Source organism: Salmonella sp. WC3, assembly GCF_042932255.1.
Classification (GTDB): Bacteria; Pseudomonadota; Gammaproteobacteria; order Enterobacterales; family Enterobacteriaceae; genus Salmonella; species Salmonella enterica.
Window position 1 is genome coordinate 875691 of sequence record NZ_CP170629.1, and the last position, 18374, is coordinate 894064.

Here is an 18374-nt window from a genome sequence, read left to right on the forward strand (position 1 = left end):
CGTTGTATCGCCCTGGCGCACGTTGCAATTTAATACTCTTTACCCGTCACCCGGCTGCGGTAACTGTCCCAGGTAAAATTAACCCATAAACTGTTGCCGAGACGCATACGGTCCATGACGCGTTCGCCAAGCATTTTCGTCATCTCTTCCATATTGCTGTTCGTTAACATGCCGGTGGGACGTTTTGACGAGGAACGACGATCGACAATTTGATTGATGATCACTTTTTCATAGCGGGATTCGGTCTGCACGCCGATCTCGTCGATCACCAACAGATCAACGTTACTCAGATCGTTAAGCAACTGCTCTTCGCTGGTTTCCCGATTGCTGAACGTGTCTTTCATCGCTGACATAATATCCGCTACGGTGATAATCAGTACCGACTTTCCGCGCAGCAGCAGCTCGTTACAAATAGCCGCGGCGAGATGGTTTTTACCGGTTCCCGGCTTGCCGGAAAAGACAAAGCTGGCGATATTGCCGTCAAACTCATCAACGTACTGTCGGGCTTTGCTTAACGCGTTCATTTGTCCGTCGCACTCAACCCGATAGTTATCAAACGAGCAGTTCTGATGCAGCGGTCGAATGCCGGAACGGTTAAAGGTGCGCTGCATTTTCATCGCCCGATTTTCCCGCGCCAGCGCTGCCGCCCGGATCTCGCCCTGCTCTTTCTGCCAGGCCAGCAGTTCTTCGCCCGTTTTAAACGCCGGCGTAATATGCGCAGGCATCATTTTTTGTAGACGCTGCATCAGATCGCCAACATTTTTCATCGTTACCCCCTAAAACCTGGTGGAATATGATTGTCAGGTTCGCTGACGCTATTGATGTCACGCTGCGGCATTCCGCCATTGCTGGAACGGCTGATTTGCACGCTGCGCGCCAGCTTTTGCTGCCACTGGATATGGTGAAAAACCTTACCTTCTGCCTGCCAGTAGGCGATAAACGCCGCCAGCTCTTCTGCGGTGACCGGCTCCCGAAGCGCCACGCCCCAAAGGGCGGCCTGACGCTGAAAATCCGCATCCGGTTGCCAGGCGGGATACATGGCGAATTTTCCGCAGGGAATCGCAACGGGGGCGGCTTCGGGTTCTTCGTAAAATTGCGCGTCTAACGCCACATCGCTTCCCGGACGTGATAACTTTTCTTCAAGCGCCAGCAGTTCAGCCATGCGTGCAGGCGTCACGGCATAAAAGGCAGGCGCATTATTAGCGAATACCGCCACTGCGCCGCCCGTTGACTTCGCCAGCACAGCATGATGATCGTGTAAAAGGACGTCAATACCGATGACGTCCGACGTTAAAATTCTGGAAGACATAATGTTTCTCAATATGGAACAACAACCGAGAAGGGCGACTGTTTTTATAGTACCACACAGACCTGTAAGAACAGCAGGAGGCGTTCCACCAATCACACGCGGGGGCGTTTGCGGTACAGCCATAATCCCGGTACAGAGAGGCCAATTGAGAGTGCGCCAACAATGGAAGAGGCTTTCAGAAAATTGGTCAGCAGCGTGATCATCATCGGTTCGCTATAGCCCAGATGGCTAATTTTTACTGCGGAAATCATCGCGGTATAGGCGGAAATCCCCGGAAACATCGGGATCACGGCCGCGACGGTAAACACTTTAGGGTGAGCGAGATACCAGCGTGACCACTGAATACCAATACTGCCGACCAGCAGCGAAGCCATAAACGTCGACCATTCGATATTAAAGCCTGCGCTCATCATCAGCATACGCGAGCCATGACCCAGCGCCCCCAGTAGCGCGCACCACGGAAGCGCCCGGTGGGGAACATTAAAGACCATCGCAAACCCGACGGCGGGGATCGCAGACAAGATCATGTCCTGCATTAGCGCCAGTAAAAAGTCGATTATACCCATCCTCGTAGCCCCCATATTGTCATTGACATCACTACGCCCACACAGGTGGCCAGTGTCAACAGGCTGGCGATAGCCCAGCGCGCCAGCCCGGTATTAATATGTCCTTTAAACATATCTGCGACGGAATTAATCAGCGGAAAGCCCGGCACCAGTAGCAGTACGCTCGCCGCCATGGCGATAGTGGGCGTCTGGCTAAAGGCGGGAAGGGTGAGCATCAGCCCGGAAATCGTGGTAGCGACAAAGGCGGTAATGCAAAAATTGATCTGCGGATGTAAATGCCGCTGCGCCAGCATCTGGCGGATATACATGGCTATCATACTGGCGAAAAAGGTGATAACCGCGCCATCCCAGCCGCCATTATTCAGCTTACAAAAGCAGGAGCAGGAAAGACCGACCATAAACGCCACCAGCCAGCGCGGATAACGCAGCGGGCGGAGCTGGCTAAAGCGTTTTTCCACGCCTTTGTAATCCAGCAGACGATGTTCCGCGAGGATAACGATATGCTGAACCTCCGTGACGACGTGCATATTAATGCCGCGATCCTGGTTTTTACGTGTCGATGTCAGACATTGTCCGTCTTTAATGGTCGTCAGGACAATGGCGTTAGAGGAGATCGCGCTTTCGACGCTATCCATACCGAGCGCCAAACCGAGGCGGGTGGAAAGCTCATCAACCAGTGCGCTTTCCGCCCCGTGCTGCAATAAAAGCAGCCCGCATTGAATACATAACCGTGTTACTGCTCGTTGAATTGATTGCTCTTCTTGCATGACTCGTCCTGTCCGAAAAGACATTCTATGCGCCGCCACTATGACAGAGGCTTTCTTTTTAACACGAAGCGCAGGCATGATGGCGTTGGTTAAGATCAATTTCTTGTTGATAAAAACGTCAACCACCAGACGCAACGCATAAGCTTCCTGAGACGTGCGCTTCGTCACAGGCAGGATATCCTTATGGGCGACGGTTCTCGTATGTCCGTTTCCAGAATAGAGGCATTATGCCAGCCTGGCCGCTCATTTTTGAATCAATGATGTGGTGAATTTTATCAACGATATGCATTGATCGTTTAACAACAATGGTATGAGCAGCAGGCGTAAAAATAGGCATGACTTAGTGTAATTCGCAGATATTACATGGGTTTTATGGATGGTAGACAGTATTGTTGGGCTTTTGTTTTAGGACTCAGCAATATGAATGAAGGGCGAACTCATATTTTAAATTTATTAATATGATGCGTTTTTGTTAGAATTGCTAATGTGCAAATTTAGTTAATTTAATTGTCTTGCTTCTGGTTTTATGAGTAACTATGCGATAGTGATTTCATGTTTTTGTGCTATGTGGATTGTAGCGCAATCAATGTTATATTTTTAAAAATAAAACAAGGATAATTAATCCACTCGGCTTATATTTCTTTGCGCTCATTGTTAATAGTGTTTTTATTAATGGGGCAATGAAAAGTGGCGGCGTGGGTGCGGAGGAATTATGCTGCCAGGATGCTGCAAAAATGGACTTATTATCAGTAAAACCCCTCTTATACAGGAAGGCCTTAAAGGGGCTATAACAGGTAATTTCCCCGATTATAAACTGGCGTATTGTTGTACGATAGAAGAGCTAACGCTGCTACAGCTACGCCGGAGTAATTTAGTTATTGCTGATTTAGCAGTTAACAATGCCTCTCCCCGCGCTATCTGCGAATATTTTTATAGCTTAATCTCGCAATATCGCGACATACATTGGGTATTTCTGGTTCCTAAATCCTGCTATCCACATGCGGTTGATCTCCTGATGGGCCCCGTCAGCACCTTGCTTTCAGACGAAGAGCCAATCGAGAATCTTATTAGCGTTATCCATGCGGGAAACGCTCGCTCAGAAAGAATAAGTAAAACGTTATTATCGCCTCAGGTACCGTCTGAAATTCAGCAGTCCCACGACAGGCCGATTGTCCTTACGCTGTCTGAACGAAAAGTATTACGCCTTTTAGGAAAAGGGTGGGGCATTAACCAAATTGCGGCGTTACTTAAAAAAAGTAATAAAACAATTAGCGCCCAAAAAAATAGCGCCATGCGACGCTTATCAATACACAGTAATGCAGAGATGTATGCATGGATAAACAGTTCTCAGGGAGCCAGAGAATTGAACCTACCTTCGGTATATGGAGAAACCATGGAATGGAAAACAGAATCAGCAAGAGAAATGTTGCGCTCGTAGAAAAATGCGTGATGAGCACCATTGGTATTAAAGGGCTATTTGATGCAATGCCGGATTGCCGACATACGCTTCATATTTTTTCAAAACCATCCGCGTTTTATAAGGCTGCGCTAAAGACGCCGTTTTCTGCCGTTATTTTTTCTCTTTCTGCGTTAAGAACTGAACGCCGGACAGGATTATCCAGCCTGACGGAACTGGCGATAAATTATCCCCATATGCGGCGTCTGGTGATTGCCGATGATGATGCTGAAGCCCGCTTAATCAGCGCATTATCCCCGCTGCCGCTGGATGGGGTCATCAGCAAAGCGTCGCCGTTGGATGTTTTACAGGATGCCTTATTTACATCGCTTAATAGCGCCCGACGGACAACGGAGCGTACAGACAATCTTTGGGAGCTTCACCAGAATTGTATGCTTAGTCCAACCGAGCGGGAGATTCTGCGTTTCATGTCGAACGGCTACTCAATGCCGCAAATTGCCGTCCAGCTAGAACGTAACATTAAGACTATCCGGGCGCATAAGTTTAATGTGATGTCCAAGCTGGGCGTGAGTTCTGATGCCGGGTTACTCGATGCGGCGGATATTCTGTTATATCTGCGCGCCGGAGATGGTACCGCGCTCCAGCATCGGGTATAGCCCGCGCCGGATGCGCCGTGCTTGTTCGGGGAATCCGGGTGTCAGGCACGTTATTGGCACACGTCTACCCAGGTCGCCGATGTCAGTTCAGCCATTCTTTCCGGCGTGATGCGTACCGCGCTGTGCGTGGCGCCTGCGGCAGGCAATACTTCGTTATACCCCTTCAGAGAGATGTCGCAATAAACGGGCAGCGGGTGCTCCAGCCCGAAAGGACATACGCCGCCGACAGGATGTCCGGTTGCATTGACCACTTCATCGCTGCTCAACATACGGGCTTTTGCGCCGAAAGTGGTTTTAAGCTTCTTATTATCCAGGCGGGCATCGCCTTTCGCGACCACCAGGATAATGGTGTCTTTTACTTTAAGCGAGAGCGTCTTAGCTATCTGCCCTGGCTCTACATTGTGCGCTTTGGCTGCCAGCTCGACAGTCGCTGTACTTTGATTTAATTCGATAATTTCAATATCGGGAGCATGATCGGCCAGAAATTGCCGTACAGATTGCAGACTCATTCTTCTCTCCTGAGACCTTACCAATAGCCACGGTAGACCCAAAAATGGCAAAACGTAATTTGGCATACGGAGAGCGCCGCTGTAAATATAATAATGTGACAGGCCAGCAGCAGTAAGCCGTGACGATAACTGAAGGCAACGTAACGCGGTTTACTTTAACGTGCAGTCGCCGCACTGCTGTACGTCAGGTAAGCGGTAACGTTGGCAGCAGGTTCTGCGTACCAGAAAACCGTCGCGCATTACGACGGTCCGCCACAGCGGGTTATCCTGACCGTCGGATAGCTGCTTTTCAAAAAAACAGCGCTGGCGTAGCGTTGCCAGCAGGGCTTCGCCAAGCAGCGGTTTCATCTCAGTCAGATACCAGTTGATTAAATAACCGGTATTGCTCCAGATAAGTTTCGCGTTGATGTCGCCAGTCGCCTCCAGCGCCTGAATGACCGGCTGTAGTGCGGAGACTACCAGCGTTTCCATTCGTTCTTCCGGGGAACGCCCCGTTGCCAGGTTATCCTGATGCACGTCAAGCCAGAAACACGCGGCGCGCCCGGTTTCATGAAATTCAACGTGAATATGTTCTGCCGAGACATTGATAGCGCGCGCTTGCGTCAGTAATGCCAGCATCAGTGGCGGCACCATCAGCCCGATATACCATTGCGCCCACAGGGAGAGTAACGGCTTATTTTCACGTGGCAGGCCTGGCGTGTGCCGATAGATGTGATCGGAATAGGTGGCCAGCAATGAACGAAACGTCGCGGGGCGCGTCCACTGGGCAAGAGTCATCGCCGTAGGCGGCGGCGTTTCATCCAGCCGGATGAAGTCCAACAGGTGCTCACGGGTAGAGGCGATCGTCTCGCGTACTGCGTCCGCCAGCGAGGCGTCTTCCGGCTGGGGAGCGGCTCGCCAGATAATATCGTCAGCAATCGGTGCGGAACGGTAGGCCATAGCGCAGTTTAATAATGTTAATCTAAATGATAATGATTGCTAATCCTATAGATAGCGATAAACGATGGCAAGCGGTTTATGGTTAACGCTGTTGGCGTAGCACGATTACGCCTGCAGGATTCATAGGGCGCGCATGTCGTCGCTGACCAGAATGTGGTTACGTCCAAGATGCTTGGCTTCGTAGAGCGCTTTATCCGCTTTTTCGATAGCGTCTCCGATATTGCTATCCGTCAGGGGCGCAATGCCGATACTGACAGTGACATTGGTGGCGACGCTTTCGTTAAACATATGCGGGATTTTAAGATCGTATACCTCCTGTCGTATACGTTCTGCGGTAGCGCGGGCTTGCTGTGGTTCGGCGGTGGTCAGCAACACCAGAAATTCTTCCCCGCCAAAACGGCAGACAACATCGCGCGATCGCACGGCGTCCCGAATTGCCGCTGAGACGCGGATTAACGCCTGATCGCCCATCATATGACCGTAGTGATCGTTGTACGCTTTGAAATGATCGATATCCAATAGCAGAACGTAGTGTTCATGGCTGCCCGGCGCCTGTAACGTATCCAGCCGATTTTGCAGGCCACGGCGGTTATATAAGCCGGTTAATGGATCAAGCATACTCAGGCCATTGAGGGGTTCCCGCTCGGCCAGCAGCTTAAACATGAGCTGTTGGGCAAAGTTATCGTAGCGTTTCTGGATAACATGTTGAATAGCGATTCCCACCATTGGCAGGGCCAGTAAATAGAGAATTCGCAAACCTTGTTCATTACCGTTCAGCCACAGGCAGACCGCGACTGGCGGTAGCGAATAGAGCGTAAACGCGACGATATTCGCGGCAAAGGCTATCGAGCCGATAAACAGAACGCTAAGCAGGGAAATCAGTAAAAAAGAAAAATCATAATGGCCTAACGCCGGATACTTTAACGCAATATGCGCCGCCCATATTCCCCCAAAGAGTAGGGAGATAAAGGGGAGATTAATTCTTTTTTGCCCATATTTCCCATGCCATATCAACAGTAATACGCTCAGGACTACTATCCCGATCATTGGCATGCAAAATACATTGATCTGATAAAGGGGGAAAACGAGAGTAAATAGCGCCGACACAGCGTTGAGAAACAAGAAAAGACGTAAAGAAAACTGATACTTCTTAATACGAAGCGACCGCCAGGATGGTGTTGTCATGGGTAATTGTCGTTATTTATCGGTGATATACACGGAATCGGGCGCCAACATGAAAATAACGTATGAGAAAAGGTCGCTTAAAGCGAGGTGTTGTTGTTTTTACGTTAACAGTCGGACAATTTATCACCTTACTGAATACGTGTCATCAACCGTTAAGTAAAACTCATCTCTTTAGCTTTCTCCCTGGCTGACAAATGAGAAAATATATCATATGATATTGGTTATCATTATCAATTCCAGAGGTGAAACCATGTTGCAGCGGACGTTAGGCAGCGGATGGGGCGTATTATTGCCTGGAGTGATTATCGTTGGACTGGCGTTTATCGGCCTGTCAGCTGATGCGCTGAAGCTGTTGATTGTATCAGGATTGCTACTGTCTGCGCTGATGTTGTATCACAAACAATTACGGCATTTTGTACTGCTGCCATCGTGTATGGCGCTTATTGGCGGCATGATGTTGGCAATGATGAACTGGAATCAGGGATGAAAATGAAGAGACAAAGGAAGGATAAGATAATTGGTGCGAGGGGGGGGACTTGAACCCCCACGTCCGTAAGGACACTAACACCTGAAGCTAGCGCGTCTACCAATTCCGCCACCTTCGCCCAGTGCGAGCAATATCAACGTGGTTTTGGTGCGAGGGGGGGGACTTGAACCCCCACGTCCGTAAGGACACTAACACCTGAAGCTAGCGCGTCTACCAATTCCGCCACCTTCGCATACCATCGATTCTTGAAAAGAATCACTACCACGGAGGCGCATTCTAGTGGTTTTCAGCTATTCGTCAATAGTTAATTGCATGGGATAGATTGATTGCTGCAAAAATGGGCGCGAGACGTAGGTTGGATAAGACGCTTTGCGTCGCCATCCGGCACATGCAACCAGATGGCGCTGCGCTTATCAGGCCAACTATTTCTTCGCCTGACGGGTCATCACGGTACGATAAACCTTAAAGCGCCCGGTTTGCGCGATGACTTCATGGAAGCCAAAAGTCTCATCCAGAATCTTAGGATAGGGCAGAAAGGCGTTCGCCACGATGCGTAACTCCCCGCCGCTGTTGAGATGACGTACCGCGCCGCGAATGAGCGTTTGCGCCGCATCGAGGCTGGTTTGCATTCCGTCGTGGAACGGCGGGTTGGAGATGATCATGTCAAAACGTCCTTTGACTTCCGAAAAGACGTTGCTGGCGAATACCTCGCCTTCAAGACCATTAGCGGCAAGCGTAGCGCGGCTGGCTTCCACCGCCGGAGCGCTGACGTCACACAGCGTCAGGCGCACTTTCGGCGAATGGCTGGCCAGCGCGGCGGAAAGCACGCCAGCGCCGCAGCCGACATCCAGCACTTTACCTTTGGTGTGCGGCGTCAGCGTAGACAGCAGCAGTTGGCTACCAACATCCAGTCCGTCGCGGCTGAATACGCCCGGCAATGTTTTGATGGTCAGCCCGTCGATGTTGTACTCGGCCCACCAGGATTCGAGACTAAACTGCGGCTGCTTTTCCAGACGACCATGGTAAAGGCCGCAACGTCGCGCGCTATCTACTTTGTTCAGCGGCGCATAGTCCGCCAGCATCTGTTCGGCGCTACGCACGCCGCTGCGGTTTTCCCCCACGACGAAAACATCGCTGCCCGACGGCATCAGCGACAAAATATTCATCAACTGGAACTGCGCTTCGGGTTTATTTTTCGGCCAGTAGTAGATCAGCGTATCGCAGTCGGCGACATCGCTGGCTTGCGCGACCAGGCTAAAACGGACGTTATCGCCCATCTGGCGGCTTAATACCTGCCAGTGGTGAAACTGTTGCGTATGCGCGCGGCTGGCGGCGCATTCAAAGCGCGCGGGCAGGTCATCCTGCAAATCTCCGGCAAAAAGAATACGGCTTTGTTCGAAATCATCACTGTGGCGCAGCAAGACTTCACTTGCCGGGGTAAAAGCAGACATGGAATGCTCCTTAATTCAGACTGGCGGCGATTATAGTAGTTTGATGGCGCAGATTCGACAGATTTGCTATATTTGCGCCCCTGATTACAGGAGCGTTTCGCTATGACATCCCGACGAGACTGGCAGTTACAGCAACTGGGTATTACGCAGTGGGCGCTGCGACGTCCTGGCGCGCTACAGGGCGAGATTGCGATTTCCCTTCCCGCGCACGTTCGTCTGATCGTGGTTGCAGAGGAATTACCCGCGCTGAACGAGCCGCTAATGCGCGATATCTTACGCGCGTTGACCGTGAGTCCCGATCAGGTTTTACCGCTGACGCCTGAGCGCGTCGCCATGCTGCCGCAGGGCAGCCGTTGTAATAGCTGGCGGTTAGGAACTGACGCGCCGCTCCAACTCGAAGGCGCTCAGGTCACGACGCCGGCGTTTAATGAGCTCCGGGCAAACCCGGCGGCACGCGCCGCACTATGGCAACAAATCTGCGAACATGAACACGATTTCTATCCTCAGCACGACCGATCTCCCCGCAGCCTGGCAGATTGAGCAACGCGCTCATGCGTTTCCGTGGAGCGAAAAAACGTTTTTCGGCAACCAGGGCGAACGGTATCTCAACCTTAAGCTGACCGCTGATGACAGAATGGCCGCGTTTGCCATTACACAGGTGGTGCTGGACGAAGCGACGCTGTTCAATATCGCCGTCGATCCGGATTTTCAGCGTCGGGGGCTGGGGCGTATGCTGCTTGAGCATCTGATTGATGAACTGGAAAAACGCGGTGTTGTAACGTTATGGCTGGAGGTACGCGCCTCTAACGCTGCCGCCATCGCGCTGTATGAAAGTCTGGGGTTTAACGAGGCGACGATTCGCCGCAATTACTATCCTACGGCACAAGGGCATGAGGACGCCATCATCATGGCGTTACCGATAAGCATGTAATAAAAGAGGCAAGGTGTAATGATGAAGTGGGACTGGATTTTCTTTGATGCCGATGAAACGCTGTTTACGTTTGATTCTTTCACCGGCTTACAGCGGATGTTCCTTGACTATAGCGTCACCTTTACCGCTGAGGATTTCCAGGATTACCAGGCCGTGAATAAGCCGCTATGGGTGGATTATCAGAACGGCGCGATTACCTCATTACAATTGCAGCACGCGCGCTTTCAAAGTTGGGCTGAACGGCTAAACGTTGCGCCGGGGCTGCTGAATGACGCTTTTATTAGTGCGATGGCGGAGATCTGTTCTCCTTTGCCGGGCGCCGTTTCGCTACTTAATGCGATTCGCGGGCAGGCTAAAATCGGTATTATTACTAATGGTTTTACCGCGCTACAACAAACTCGTCTGGAGCGCACCGGGCTGCGCGAGTATTTCGATCTGCTGGTGATTTCCGAGCAGGTTGGCGTCGCGAAGCCCGATCCGAAAATCTTTAACTACGCCCTGGAGCAGGCAGGGAATCCTGACCGCTCGCGCGTATTAATGGTTGGCGATACCGCGGAATCCGATATTCTTGGCGGCATTAACGCCGGACTGTCGACCTGCTGGCTTAACGCGCATCATCGCGAGCAGCCCGCGGGTATCCATCCAACCTGGACTGTGGCGTCATTAAGCGAACTGGAGCAGCTCCTGTGTAAACACTGATTGCCTCCCCCAGGTTGATGGGTAAAATAGCCGCATTTTTCGTATTCAACATGCGTGGTCAAACGCCGCGCTTACTCAAGAAGATTTGACTATGACGTTGTCTCCTTATTTGCAAGAGGTGGCCAAACGCCGCACTTTTGCCATTATTTCTCACCCGGACGCCGGTAAAACCACCATTACCGAAAAAGTGTTGCTGTTCGGACAGGCGATTCAGACCGCCGGTACGGTAAAAGGCCGTGGCTCCAGCCAACATGCAAAATCTGACTGGATGGAGATGGAAAAACAGCGTGGTATCTCCATCACCACCTCGGTGATGCAGTTCCCGTATCACGACTGTCTGGTGAACCTGCTGGACACCCCGGGGCACGAAGACTTCTCCGAAGATACCTACCGTACCCTGACGGCGGTGGACTGCTGTCTGATGGTGATCGACGCCGCAAAAGGTGTTGAAGACAGGACTCGTAAGCTGATGGAAGTTACCCGTCTGCGCGATACGCCGATCCTGACCTTTATGAACAAACTCGACCGTGACATCCGCGACCCGATGGAGCTGCTGGATGAAGTGGAAAATGAGCTGAAAATCGGCTGCGCGCCGATCACCTGGCCGATTGGCTGCGGCAAGCTGTTTAAGGGCGTTTATCACCTTTATAAAGATGAAACTTATCTGTATCAGACCGGTAAGGGCCACACCATTCAGGAAGTGCGCATCGTTAAAGGGCTGAATAACCCGGATCTGGACGCCGCCGTGGGTGAAGACCTGGCGCAACAGCTGCGCGACGAGCTGGAACTGGTGCAGGGCGCGTCTAACGAGTTTGATGAAGAGCTGTTCCTGGCAGGGGAAATTACCCCGGTATTTTTCGGTACCGCGCTGGGTAACTTTGGCGTTGACCATATGCTGGATGGTTTAGTGGCGTGGGCGCCCGCGCCGATGCCGCGTCAAACCGATACCCGCACAGTGGAAGCCTCGGAAGAGAAATTCACCGGTTTTGTCTTTAAAATTCAGGCCAATATGGACCCGAAACACCGCGACCGCGTGGCGTTTATGCGCGTGGTTTCCGGTAAGTATGAGAAGGGCATGAAGCTACGCCAGGTCCGTACCGGCAAAGATGTGGTGATTTCCGACGCGTTAACTTTTATGGCGGGCGACCGTTCGCACGTCGAAGAAGCGTACCCGGGCGATATTTTGGGTCTGCATAACCACGGCACCATTCAGATCGGCGATACCTTCACCCAGGGCGAGATGATGAAGTTTACCGGTATCCCGAACTTTGCGCCGGAACTGTTCCGTCGTATTCGCCTGAAAGATCCGCTCAAGCAGAAGCAGCTACTGAAAGGGCTGGTGCAGCTTTCTGAAGAGGGGGCGGTGCAGGTATTCCGTCCCATCTCCAACAACGATCTGATTGTCGGCGCCGTGGGCGTTTTGCAGTTTGACGTGGTTGTCGCGCGCCTGAAAAGCGAATACAACGTTGAGGCGATTTATGAATCCGTCAACGTGGCGACGGCGCGCTGGGTGGAAAGCGCCGATGCGAAGAAATTCGAAGAGTTTAAGCGTAAGAATGAAACGCAGCTGGCGCTGGATGGCGGCGACAATCTCACCTATATCGCCCCCACGATGGTTAACCTGAACCTGACCCAGGAACGTTACCCTGACGTTCAGTTCCGTAAAACGCGCGAACACTGATCCCTTTCCGGGCGCGGCATCCGCCGCGCCTTCGTACTTTCCCTGCCTTTTTAACCGCTTACGGAATGTTCTTAAATCCCGCGTTTTTTCTTCGATCTGCCTGTTTTTTATACGCACTGACAAGCGATTTTAAAATTGTGATCTATATTTAACAAAGTGATGACATAAATGTCGGCTTTAATGCCTGTTCAATGCGTGAATATGAGAGCTTAAAGCTGAGATTTGTTTCAGTCACGATATTAATAACTGAAACGGAAGGGTGGCAGGCGACGCGTCGTTACAAATTCACGAATGTGATGCCAGTCATTGACTTCAGAAACCGGTGAGTTTCACCGCATTCAGCAATGCAACCTCGTGTTGCCTGAGCTCAAATTACGAGCAAACTATACAGGACAAAATCGATGACTATGACAAGACTGAAGATTTCTAAAACTCTGCTGGCCGTAATGTTGACCTCTGCTGTTGCGACAGGTTCTGCCTTTGCAGAAAACGCAACAACGGACAAGGCGCAAAGCGGAACCGAAACCGCAGGGCAAAAAGTCGATAGCTCTATGAATAAAGTCGGTAACTTCATGGATGACAGCGCCATCACTGCGAAAGTAAAAGCTGCGCTGGTAGACCATGACAATATTAAAAGCACCGATATTTCTGTCGAAACCAATCAGAAAGTTGTCACCCTGAGCGGCTTTGTAGAAAGCCAGGCGCAGGCTGAAGCCGCCGTGAAAGTGGCGAAAGGCGTAGAAGGCGTGACCTCCGTTAGCGACAAACTTCACGTTCGCGACAATAAAGAAGGTTCCGTGAAAGGTTATGCCGGCGATACGGCCACGACCAGTGAAGTCAAAGCCAAGTTGCTGGCGGACGATCTCGTCCCTTCCCGTAAAGTGAAAGTGGAAACGACCGATGGCGTCGTACAGCTCTCCGGTACCGTTGAAACTCAGGAACAAAGCGACCGCGCTGAAAGCATCGCGAAAGCCGTTGATGGCGTAAAAAGTGTTAAAAACGATCTGAAAGTTCAGTAATTCGTCGTAATTCGTCCTCCCGACGTTTGTCGGGAGGCGTAATGTGCACCACACTAAAAATATCGCGAATGAGTAGCCTGAGCGCTCATATTTAGCGGTCGACATTAACTATGGTAAAGGAGAGGCTTATGTTTCGTTGGGGCATTATATTTCTGGTTATCGCGTTAATTGCCGCCGCATTGGGTTTTGGTGGACTGGCTGGTACGGCTGCCGGCGCGGCGAAAATCGTCTTCGTCGTCGGGATCGTGCTCTTCCTGGTCAGCCTGTTCATGGGCCGTAAACGACCCTAGCAGGCATCTGTAAAGATATATTGCTATCAAGCCAGTCCAGCGGACTGGCTTTTACGGTTTTAGCCGTTAACGTTTTGCGTTACCTTGTCAGCCTGGAAAAAAATGAAAAACAGGAAGGCAGAGGTGGGCCAGCGAATACCGGTTACGCTCGGCAATATTGCGCCGTTATCATTAACACCGTTCCGGCCAGGCCGTATGGCGCTGGTCTGTGAGGGCGGGGGGCAGCGGGGCATCTTTACCGCAGGCGTGCTGGATGAGTTTATGCGTGCGCAGTTTAATCCTTTCCATCTCTACTTCGGCACATCCGCCGGTGCGCAAAATCTCTCGGCGTATCTCTGCAACCAGCCCGGCTACGGGCGTAAAGTCATTATGCGCTATACCACCAGGCGCGAATTTTTTGATCCGCTACGATTTGTACGCGGAGGAAACCTTATTGACCTCGACTGGCTGGTGGAATCCACCGCCGCCCGGATGCCGCTGCAAATGGATACTGCAGCGCGCCTGTTCGACAGCGGAAAATCCTTTTATATGTGCGCCTGCCGGGGGGATGATTATACGCCGGGCTATTTCTCGCCGACAAAACAAAACTGGCTTGATATCATTCGCGCCTCCAGCGCCATACCGGGTTTCTACCGTACCGGCGTTACGTTAGAGGGCATCAACTATCTGGACGGTGGCATTAGCGACGCCATTCCGGTTCAGGAGGCGGCAAAGCGGGGGGCGAAAACCATTGTGGTGATCCGCACCGTACCCTCGCAAATGTATTACACGCCGCAGTGGTTTAAGCGTATGGAGCGCTGGCTGGGAGAGAGCAGTCTACAGCCGTTGGTCAACCTGGTGCAGCATCATGAAACGTCCTACAGCGCGATCCAACAATTTATTGAAAAGCCGCCGGGTAAGCTGCGGATCATTGAAATTTATCCGCCGAAACCGCTGCACAGCATGGCGCTGGGCAGCCGTATCCCGGCGCTGCGTGAGGATTACAAAACCGGGCAATTATGCGGGCGTTATTTCCTTGCCACCGTTGGTAAATTGCTCGCCGCAACGCCGCCTCTCTTGCGCCATTCGTCGCGGATTGCCGTGCCGGAAACGGTGGTCGTGCCTCCGGCGCCGGTGGCCAATGATACGCATGTGGCGGAGGTCATTAGCGCGCCGCAGGCAAACGACACCACATTTACCGACGAGGATCTGGCGTGAGCTGGCGCTTTATCGATACGCATTGCCATTTTGATTTCCCGCCCTTTACGGGCGATGAGCGCGCCAGTATTCAGCGTGCCTGTGAGGCGGGCGTTGAAAAAATCATCGTGCCGGCGACCGAGGCGGCTCACTTTCCCCGCGTGCTGGCGCTGGCGGCGCGTTTCCCGTCGCTTTATGCTGCGCTGGGATTACACCCCATTGTGATTGAGCGTCATGCCGATGACGATCCTGATAAGCTGCAACAAGCGCTGGCGCAACAACAGAACGTCGTGGCGGTAGGCGAGATCGGGCTCGATCTTTATCGCGACGATCCGCAGTTTGCCAGGCAAGAGCGATTTTTAGACGCGCAACTGCAACTGGCAAAACGCTACGATCTGCCGGTGATCCTGCACTCGCGGCGCACGCATGACAAACTGGCGATGCACTTAAAGCTCCAGGATCTACCGCGAACCGGTGTGGTGCATGGTTTTGCCGGCAGTCTGCAACAGGCCGAACGCTTTGTGCGACTGGGCTATAAAATCGGCGTCGGCGGCACCATCACCTACCCGCGCGCCAGTAAAACCCGTGATGTTATGGCGCGGTTGCCGCTGGACGCGCTGTTGCTGGAGACCGATGCGCCGGATATGCCGCTAAAGGGGTTTCAGGGGCAGCCGAACCGCCCGGAGCAGGCGGCGCGCGTATTTGATGCGCTCTGCGAATTACGTCCGGAGCCCGCAGAGGTGATAGCCGATACGCTGTATCGCAATACCATTACCTTGTTTCGGCTCTGATGGCATCGCAGCCGCCGTCCGGCAGGCGACGCTTACAAATATAGCGCCGGCAAAATCAGCTTCGCCACCCCACGCGCGCGCAATCCGTCAGCCAGCCGTTCCACCTCTTGCGGCGTCGCGCCTGGCCAGGCCTTCGCTTCGCCATAGACGCCATGCGCATGAAAGGCATTCAAACGCACCGGAACCTCGCCCAGCGAAGTAATAAACGCCGCCAGTGAATCAATATGCGCCGCATAGTCCACCTGATTCGGGATAACCAGCAACCGCAGCTCCGCCAGTTTTCCCCGCGCAGCAAGAAAGCGGATACTGTGCTTAATATGCGTGTTATCACGTCCGGTCAGACGGTGATGACACTCGCTCTTCCAGGCTTTCAGATCGAGCATTACGCCGTCGCAAACCGGCAGTAGTTTTTGCCAGCCGGTCTCGCTTAACTGACCATTACTGTCCACCAGACAGGTCAGCCGTTGTAACTGCGGATCGGCTTTGATCGCCGTAAATAGCGCCACAATAAACGGTAATTGCGTGGTCGCCTCTCCGCCGCTGACGGTAATACCTTCAATAAACAGCGATGCTTTACGAATATGACGCAGCACATCGTCAACGCTCATGGTCTGCGCCATTGGCGTTGCCTGCTGTGGGCACATTTTCAGGCAGGTATCGCACTGCTCGCAGACGTCCGACCGCCATACCACTTTCCCGCCATCAACGCTGAGGGCGTGATGCGGACACTGCGATACGCATTCCCCGCAGTCGTTACAGCGTCCCATCGTCCACGGGTTATGGCAATTCTTGCAGCGCAAATTGCAGCCCTGTAAGAATAATGCCAGGCGGCTGCCTGGCCCATCGACGCAGGAAAACGCAATGATCTTACTGACTAAAGCGCATCTGTTGTTCATGGCTGACTACGCGTGGCTGTCGTTCCAGGATGCGGGTATTACGTGCGGCTTCTTCTCCCAGCCAGGTGGTATTCGTGCGCGAGCCTTCGGCGCGAAATTTCGCCAGATCCGACAGGCGCACCATATAACCGGTGACGCGCACCAGATCGTTGCCGCTGACATTGGCAGTAAATTCCCGCATCCCGGCTTTGAACGCGCCAAGACAAAGCTGAACCAGCGCCTGCGGATTACGCTTGATGGTTTCGTCCAGCGTCAGAATGTCGCTGATCCCGGCATGGTAAAAGGCATGGTGCGGTGCGACGGTTTGCAAATGGGTGATAGGGTCCGGTTCATCGCCATACGGCAGACGCGCGCCCGGCGTAGTGCCGATATCGGAACTGATGCCAGACTGAGCATGGAGCAGCGCCCGTTGCTTCCAGCCATACTTCACTGGCGTATTTTCGACGAAATCCGCCAGTTGGGCGCTGATACGGTAGCCCAGCTCGTTCGCCGTTTCATTCTTGCCGTAACGGGCGTTCAGGCCCGCGTTTTCGCACAGCAGGTTCACGGCTTCCGCCAGCCCGTACATACCGAACATCGGCGCAAAACGTTCGGGATCGATCAAACCTTCCTGTACAAGAAAGCTATTCTCAAAGAAATGTGACTTTTCATAGAGGAATTCACATCGTGAATTAATGATGGCGATCTGCTGTCGGCAGTAGTGCGGTAGCGTGCGTGAAAAGAAGTCATCGACAGACGTACTGCGTTCTGCCACGGCTTTCAGGTTGAGACGTACCAGCGTACTGCCGCCGCCGCCAAGCGGTAGCGAGTTATAACAACTGACGATGCCATAATGGCCTTTTGTGAAAATTTTATCATTTACAGGGCCATTGGAAATGTGTGGCTTACTGCATTCACAAATGTTTTTGGCGACCTCCAGCAGTAGATCGTCCGGCGTAATTTCCGCATCGTAGATAAACGTCAGGTTAGGCGCCACCTGCTTTAGCTAGGCATCAGCGCGCAAAATCGCTCGTGTGACAGGCGTATCGGCAGGGCCAATATTGGCATGCATAAAGGCGTCTGGCAGCGTTCTGTCGAGATAACGCCAGAAACGTTTTATTCGAATATCGATCGCATCTTGTGTTAGAATTCTAACATACGGTTGCAGCAACGCATCAAGCTGGCCGAGATAAACCGGCATGGACGTCACGGAAGGAACGTGATGATACAGAATGGTGAGTAGGGATAACGCATCATCCAGATCTTTCGCGCCTTCCAGTTCCAGCCACTGTGAACCGTTAGCCAGAAATCGGGCGTAATCGGGCAACACGTAGCGCGGTTTGAAGGGGGCGTGCCCCTCAAACATATCGCAAATGACGCCTTCATCCAGCGCCTGGCGGGCATCTTCCGGCAGGGGGGGATAAGGCAGGGCGTTTTCAGCTTCCAGCGCCAGAAAATGGCGTTTTTGTTCAGGCGTGAGCACTGGGCTGGTCACAATTTGCTGGCAACGCTGCTGGAGCGCAGTTTCGCATGAGGCAGGCATCTTCGTTTCCTCTTTATGCCGGGACGATGCGCTATTGTAGAAAATGGCGGCAAACCGACTTTGATCCTGATGCGCTTATCGCT

Annotated in this window: 20 protein-coding genes, 2 tRNA genes and 1 pseudogene; 11 read left to right on the forward strand and 12 right to left on the reverse strand. The window is 52.5% G+C overall.

Translation table 11 applies throughout. The features are described from left to right. Nucleotides 1-29: 29 nt before the first annotated feature. The 4 genes from dnaC to ACFK9X_RS04150 all read right to left on the reverse strand — a co-directional run bounded on the left by dnaC (nt 30) and on the right by ACFK9X_RS04150 (nt 2642). Nucleotides 30-767 carry a DNA replication protein DnaC gene (gene dnaC, locus ACFK9X_RS04135; RefSeq protein WP_000799924.1) on the reverse strand — a complete coding sequence of 246 codons (738 nt, stop codon included), beginning with the start codon at nt 765-767 and terminating at the stop codon, nt 30-32. Nucleotides 768-769: 2 nt separating this feature from the next. Then, entirely contained in the window at nt 770-1309 is a 540-nt protein-coding gene (gene dnaT, locus ACFK9X_RS04140; protein WP_000098578.1) for a primosomal protein DnaT, read from the reverse strand. A 92-nt stretch (nt 1310-1401) separates the two neighbouring features. After that, nucleotides 1402-1875, reverse strand: a complete 474-nt coding sequence (locus tag ACFK9X_RS04145; protein ID WP_000511329.1) for a threonine/serine exporter — start codon at nt 1873-1875, stop codon at nt 1402-1404. Then, entirely contained in the window at nt 1866-2642 is a 777-nt protein-coding gene (locus tag ACFK9X_RS04150; RefSeq protein WP_001747536.1) for a threonine/serine exporter ThrE family protein, read from the reverse strand. Before ACFK9X_RS04150 ends, ACFK9X_RS04145 begins: the two co-directional genes overlap by 10 nt. Nucleotides 2643-3354: 712 nt before the next feature. Between ACFK9X_RS04150 and ACFK9X_RS04155 the strand changes: the two genes are divergently transcribed. Both ACFK9X_RS04155 and bglJ read left to right on the forward strand, forming a co-directional pair. Then, nucleotides 3355-4080, forward strand: a complete 726-nt coding sequence (locus ACFK9X_RS04155; RefSeq protein ID WP_058671685.1) for a response regulator transcription factor — start codon at nt 3355-3357, stop codon at nt 4078-4080. After that, entirely contained in the window at nt 4041-4715 is a 675-nt protein-coding gene (bglJ, locus tag ACFK9X_RS04160; RefSeq protein WP_000431547.1) for a DNA-binding transcriptional activator BglJ, read from the forward strand. The genes ACFK9X_RS04155 and bglJ overlap by 40 nt, the downstream gene beginning before the upstream one ends. A 50-nt stretch (nt 4716-4765) precedes the next feature. On the opposite strand, the gene ACFK9X_RS04165 is transcribed toward bglJ, so the two are convergent. The 3 genes from ACFK9X_RS04165 to ACFK9X_RS04175 form a co-directional block, all read right to left on the reverse strand. Further along, nucleotides 4766-5224: a YbaK/EbsC family protein gene (locus ACFK9X_RS04165; protein ID WP_000058276.1), complete on the reverse strand. Its 459-nt coding sequence runs from the start codon at nt 5222-5224 to the stop codon at nt 4766-4768. Between the two features lie 150 nt (nt 5225-5374). Then, nucleotides 5375-6163 (reverse strand): siderophore-iron reductase FhuF, encoded by a 789-nt coding sequence (fhuF, locus tag ACFK9X_RS04170; RefSeq protein WP_151115647.1) that lies wholly within the window; start codon nt 6161-6163, stop codon nt 5375-5377. Between the two features lie 120 nt (nt 6164-6283). Beyond that, a complete protein-coding gene (locus tag ACFK9X_RS04175) occupies nt 6284-7348 on the reverse strand; it encodes a GGDEF domain-containing protein (RefSeq protein WP_151115649.1) in 1065 nt (354 codons plus the stop codon). A gap of 250 nt (nt 7349-7598) precedes the next feature. Here ACFK9X_RS04175 and ACFK9X_RS04180 point away from each other — a divergent pair, with 250 nt between their 5' ends. Beyond that, nucleotides 7599-7835, forward strand: a complete 237-nt coding sequence (locus tag ACFK9X_RS04180) for a DUF1435 domain-containing protein (RefSeq protein ID WP_000941877.1) — start codon at nt 7599-7601, stop codon at nt 7833-7835. Nucleotides 7836-7866: 31 nt separating this feature from the next. On the opposite strand, the gene ACFK9X_RS04185 is transcribed toward ACFK9X_RS04180, so the two are convergent. The 3 genes from ACFK9X_RS04185 to rsmC form a co-directional block, all read right to left on the reverse strand. Continuing rightward, nucleotides 7867-7953: transfer RNA gene (locus tag ACFK9X_RS04185), tRNA-Leu, on the reverse strand. Between the two features lie 27 nt (nt 7954-7980). Then, nucleotides 7981-8067, reverse strand: a tRNA-Leu gene (locus ACFK9X_RS04190). 190 nt (nt 8068-8257) lie between these two features. After that, nucleotides 8258-9286, reverse strand: a complete 1029-nt coding sequence (gene rsmC, locus ACFK9X_RS04195) for a 16S rRNA (guanine(1207)-N(2))-methyltransferase RsmC (protein WP_001272273.1) — start codon at nt 9284-9286, stop codon at nt 8258-8260. A gap of 102 nt (nt 9287-9388) precedes the next feature. Between rsmC and ACFK9X_RS04200 the strand changes: the two genes are divergently transcribed. From ACFK9X_RS04200 to ACFK9X_RS04235, 8 genes are all read left to right on the forward strand, one after another. Then, the gene (locus ACFK9X_RS04200; RefSeq protein ID WP_000203998.1) at nt 9389-9826 is read left to right on the forward strand and encodes a DNA polymerase III subunit psi; all 438 of its coding nucleotides are present in this window, start codon (nt 9389-9391) and stop codon (nt 9824-9826) included. Further along, nucleotides 9771-10217 (forward strand): ribosomal protein S18-alanine N-acetyltransferase, encoded by a 447-nt coding sequence (gene rimI, locus ACFK9X_RS04205; protein ID WP_001092435.1) that lies wholly within the window; start codon nt 9771-9773, stop codon nt 10215-10217. Before ACFK9X_RS04200 ends, rimI begins: the two co-directional genes overlap by 56 nt. Before the next feature lie 21 nt (nt 10218-10238). Further along, entirely contained in the window at nt 10239-10916 is a 678-nt protein-coding gene (gene yjjG / locus ACFK9X_RS04210) for a pyrimidine 5'-nucleotidase (protein WP_000870686.1), read from the forward strand. A 91-nt stretch (nt 10917-11007) separates the two neighbouring features. After that, nucleotides 11008-12597 (forward strand): peptide chain release factor 3, encoded by a 1590-nt coding sequence (gene prfC, locus ACFK9X_RS04215; RefSeq protein WP_000175965.1) that lies wholly within the window; start codon nt 11008-11010, stop codon nt 12595-12597. A 401-nt stretch (nt 12598-12998) separates the two neighbouring features. Further along, the gene (gene osmY / locus ACFK9X_RS04220; RefSeq protein WP_000178963.1) at nt 12999-13616 is read left to right on the forward strand and encodes a molecular chaperone OsmY; all 618 of its coding nucleotides are present in this window, start codon (nt 12999-13001) and stop codon (nt 13614-13616) included. 128 nt (nt 13617-13744) lie between these two features. After that, nucleotides 13745-13906, forward strand: a complete 162-nt coding sequence (locus ACFK9X_RS04225) for a DUF1328 domain-containing protein (RefSeq protein ID WP_000490276.1) — start codon at nt 13745-13747, stop codon at nt 13904-13906. Nucleotides 13907-14029: 123 nt separating this feature from the next. Continuing rightward, nucleotides 14030-15103 carry a patatin family protein gene (locus tag ACFK9X_RS04230; protein WP_000531538.1) on the forward strand — a complete coding sequence of 358 codons (1074 nt, stop codon included), beginning with the start codon at nt 14030-14032 and terminating at the stop codon, nt 15101-15103. Further along, nucleotides 15100-15873 (forward strand): metal-dependent hydrolase, encoded by a 774-nt coding sequence (locus tag ACFK9X_RS04235; protein ID WP_151115651.1) that lies wholly within the window; start codon nt 15100-15102, stop codon nt 15871-15873. Before ACFK9X_RS04230 ends, ACFK9X_RS04235 begins: the two co-directional genes overlap by 4 nt. 32 nt (nt 15874-15905) lie before the next feature. Here ACFK9X_RS04235 and ACFK9X_RS04240 read toward each other — a convergent pair whose 3' ends face one another. Both ACFK9X_RS04240 and ACFK9X_RS04245 read right to left on the reverse strand, forming a co-directional pair. Continuing rightward, on the reverse strand, nt 15906-16769 hold the full coding sequence (locus ACFK9X_RS04240; RefSeq protein ID WP_001064947.1) for a YjjW family glycine radical enzyme activase: 864 nt from the start codon (nt 16767-16769) through the stop codon (nt 15906-15908). Further along, nucleotides 16741-18291, reverse strand: a pseudogene (locus ACFK9X_RS04245) (YjjI family glycine radical enzyme). The gene ACFK9X_RS04240 and the pseudogene ACFK9X_RS04245 overlap by 29 nt, the downstream one beginning before the upstream one ends. Between the last annotated feature and the right edge of the window lie 83 nt (nt 18292-18374).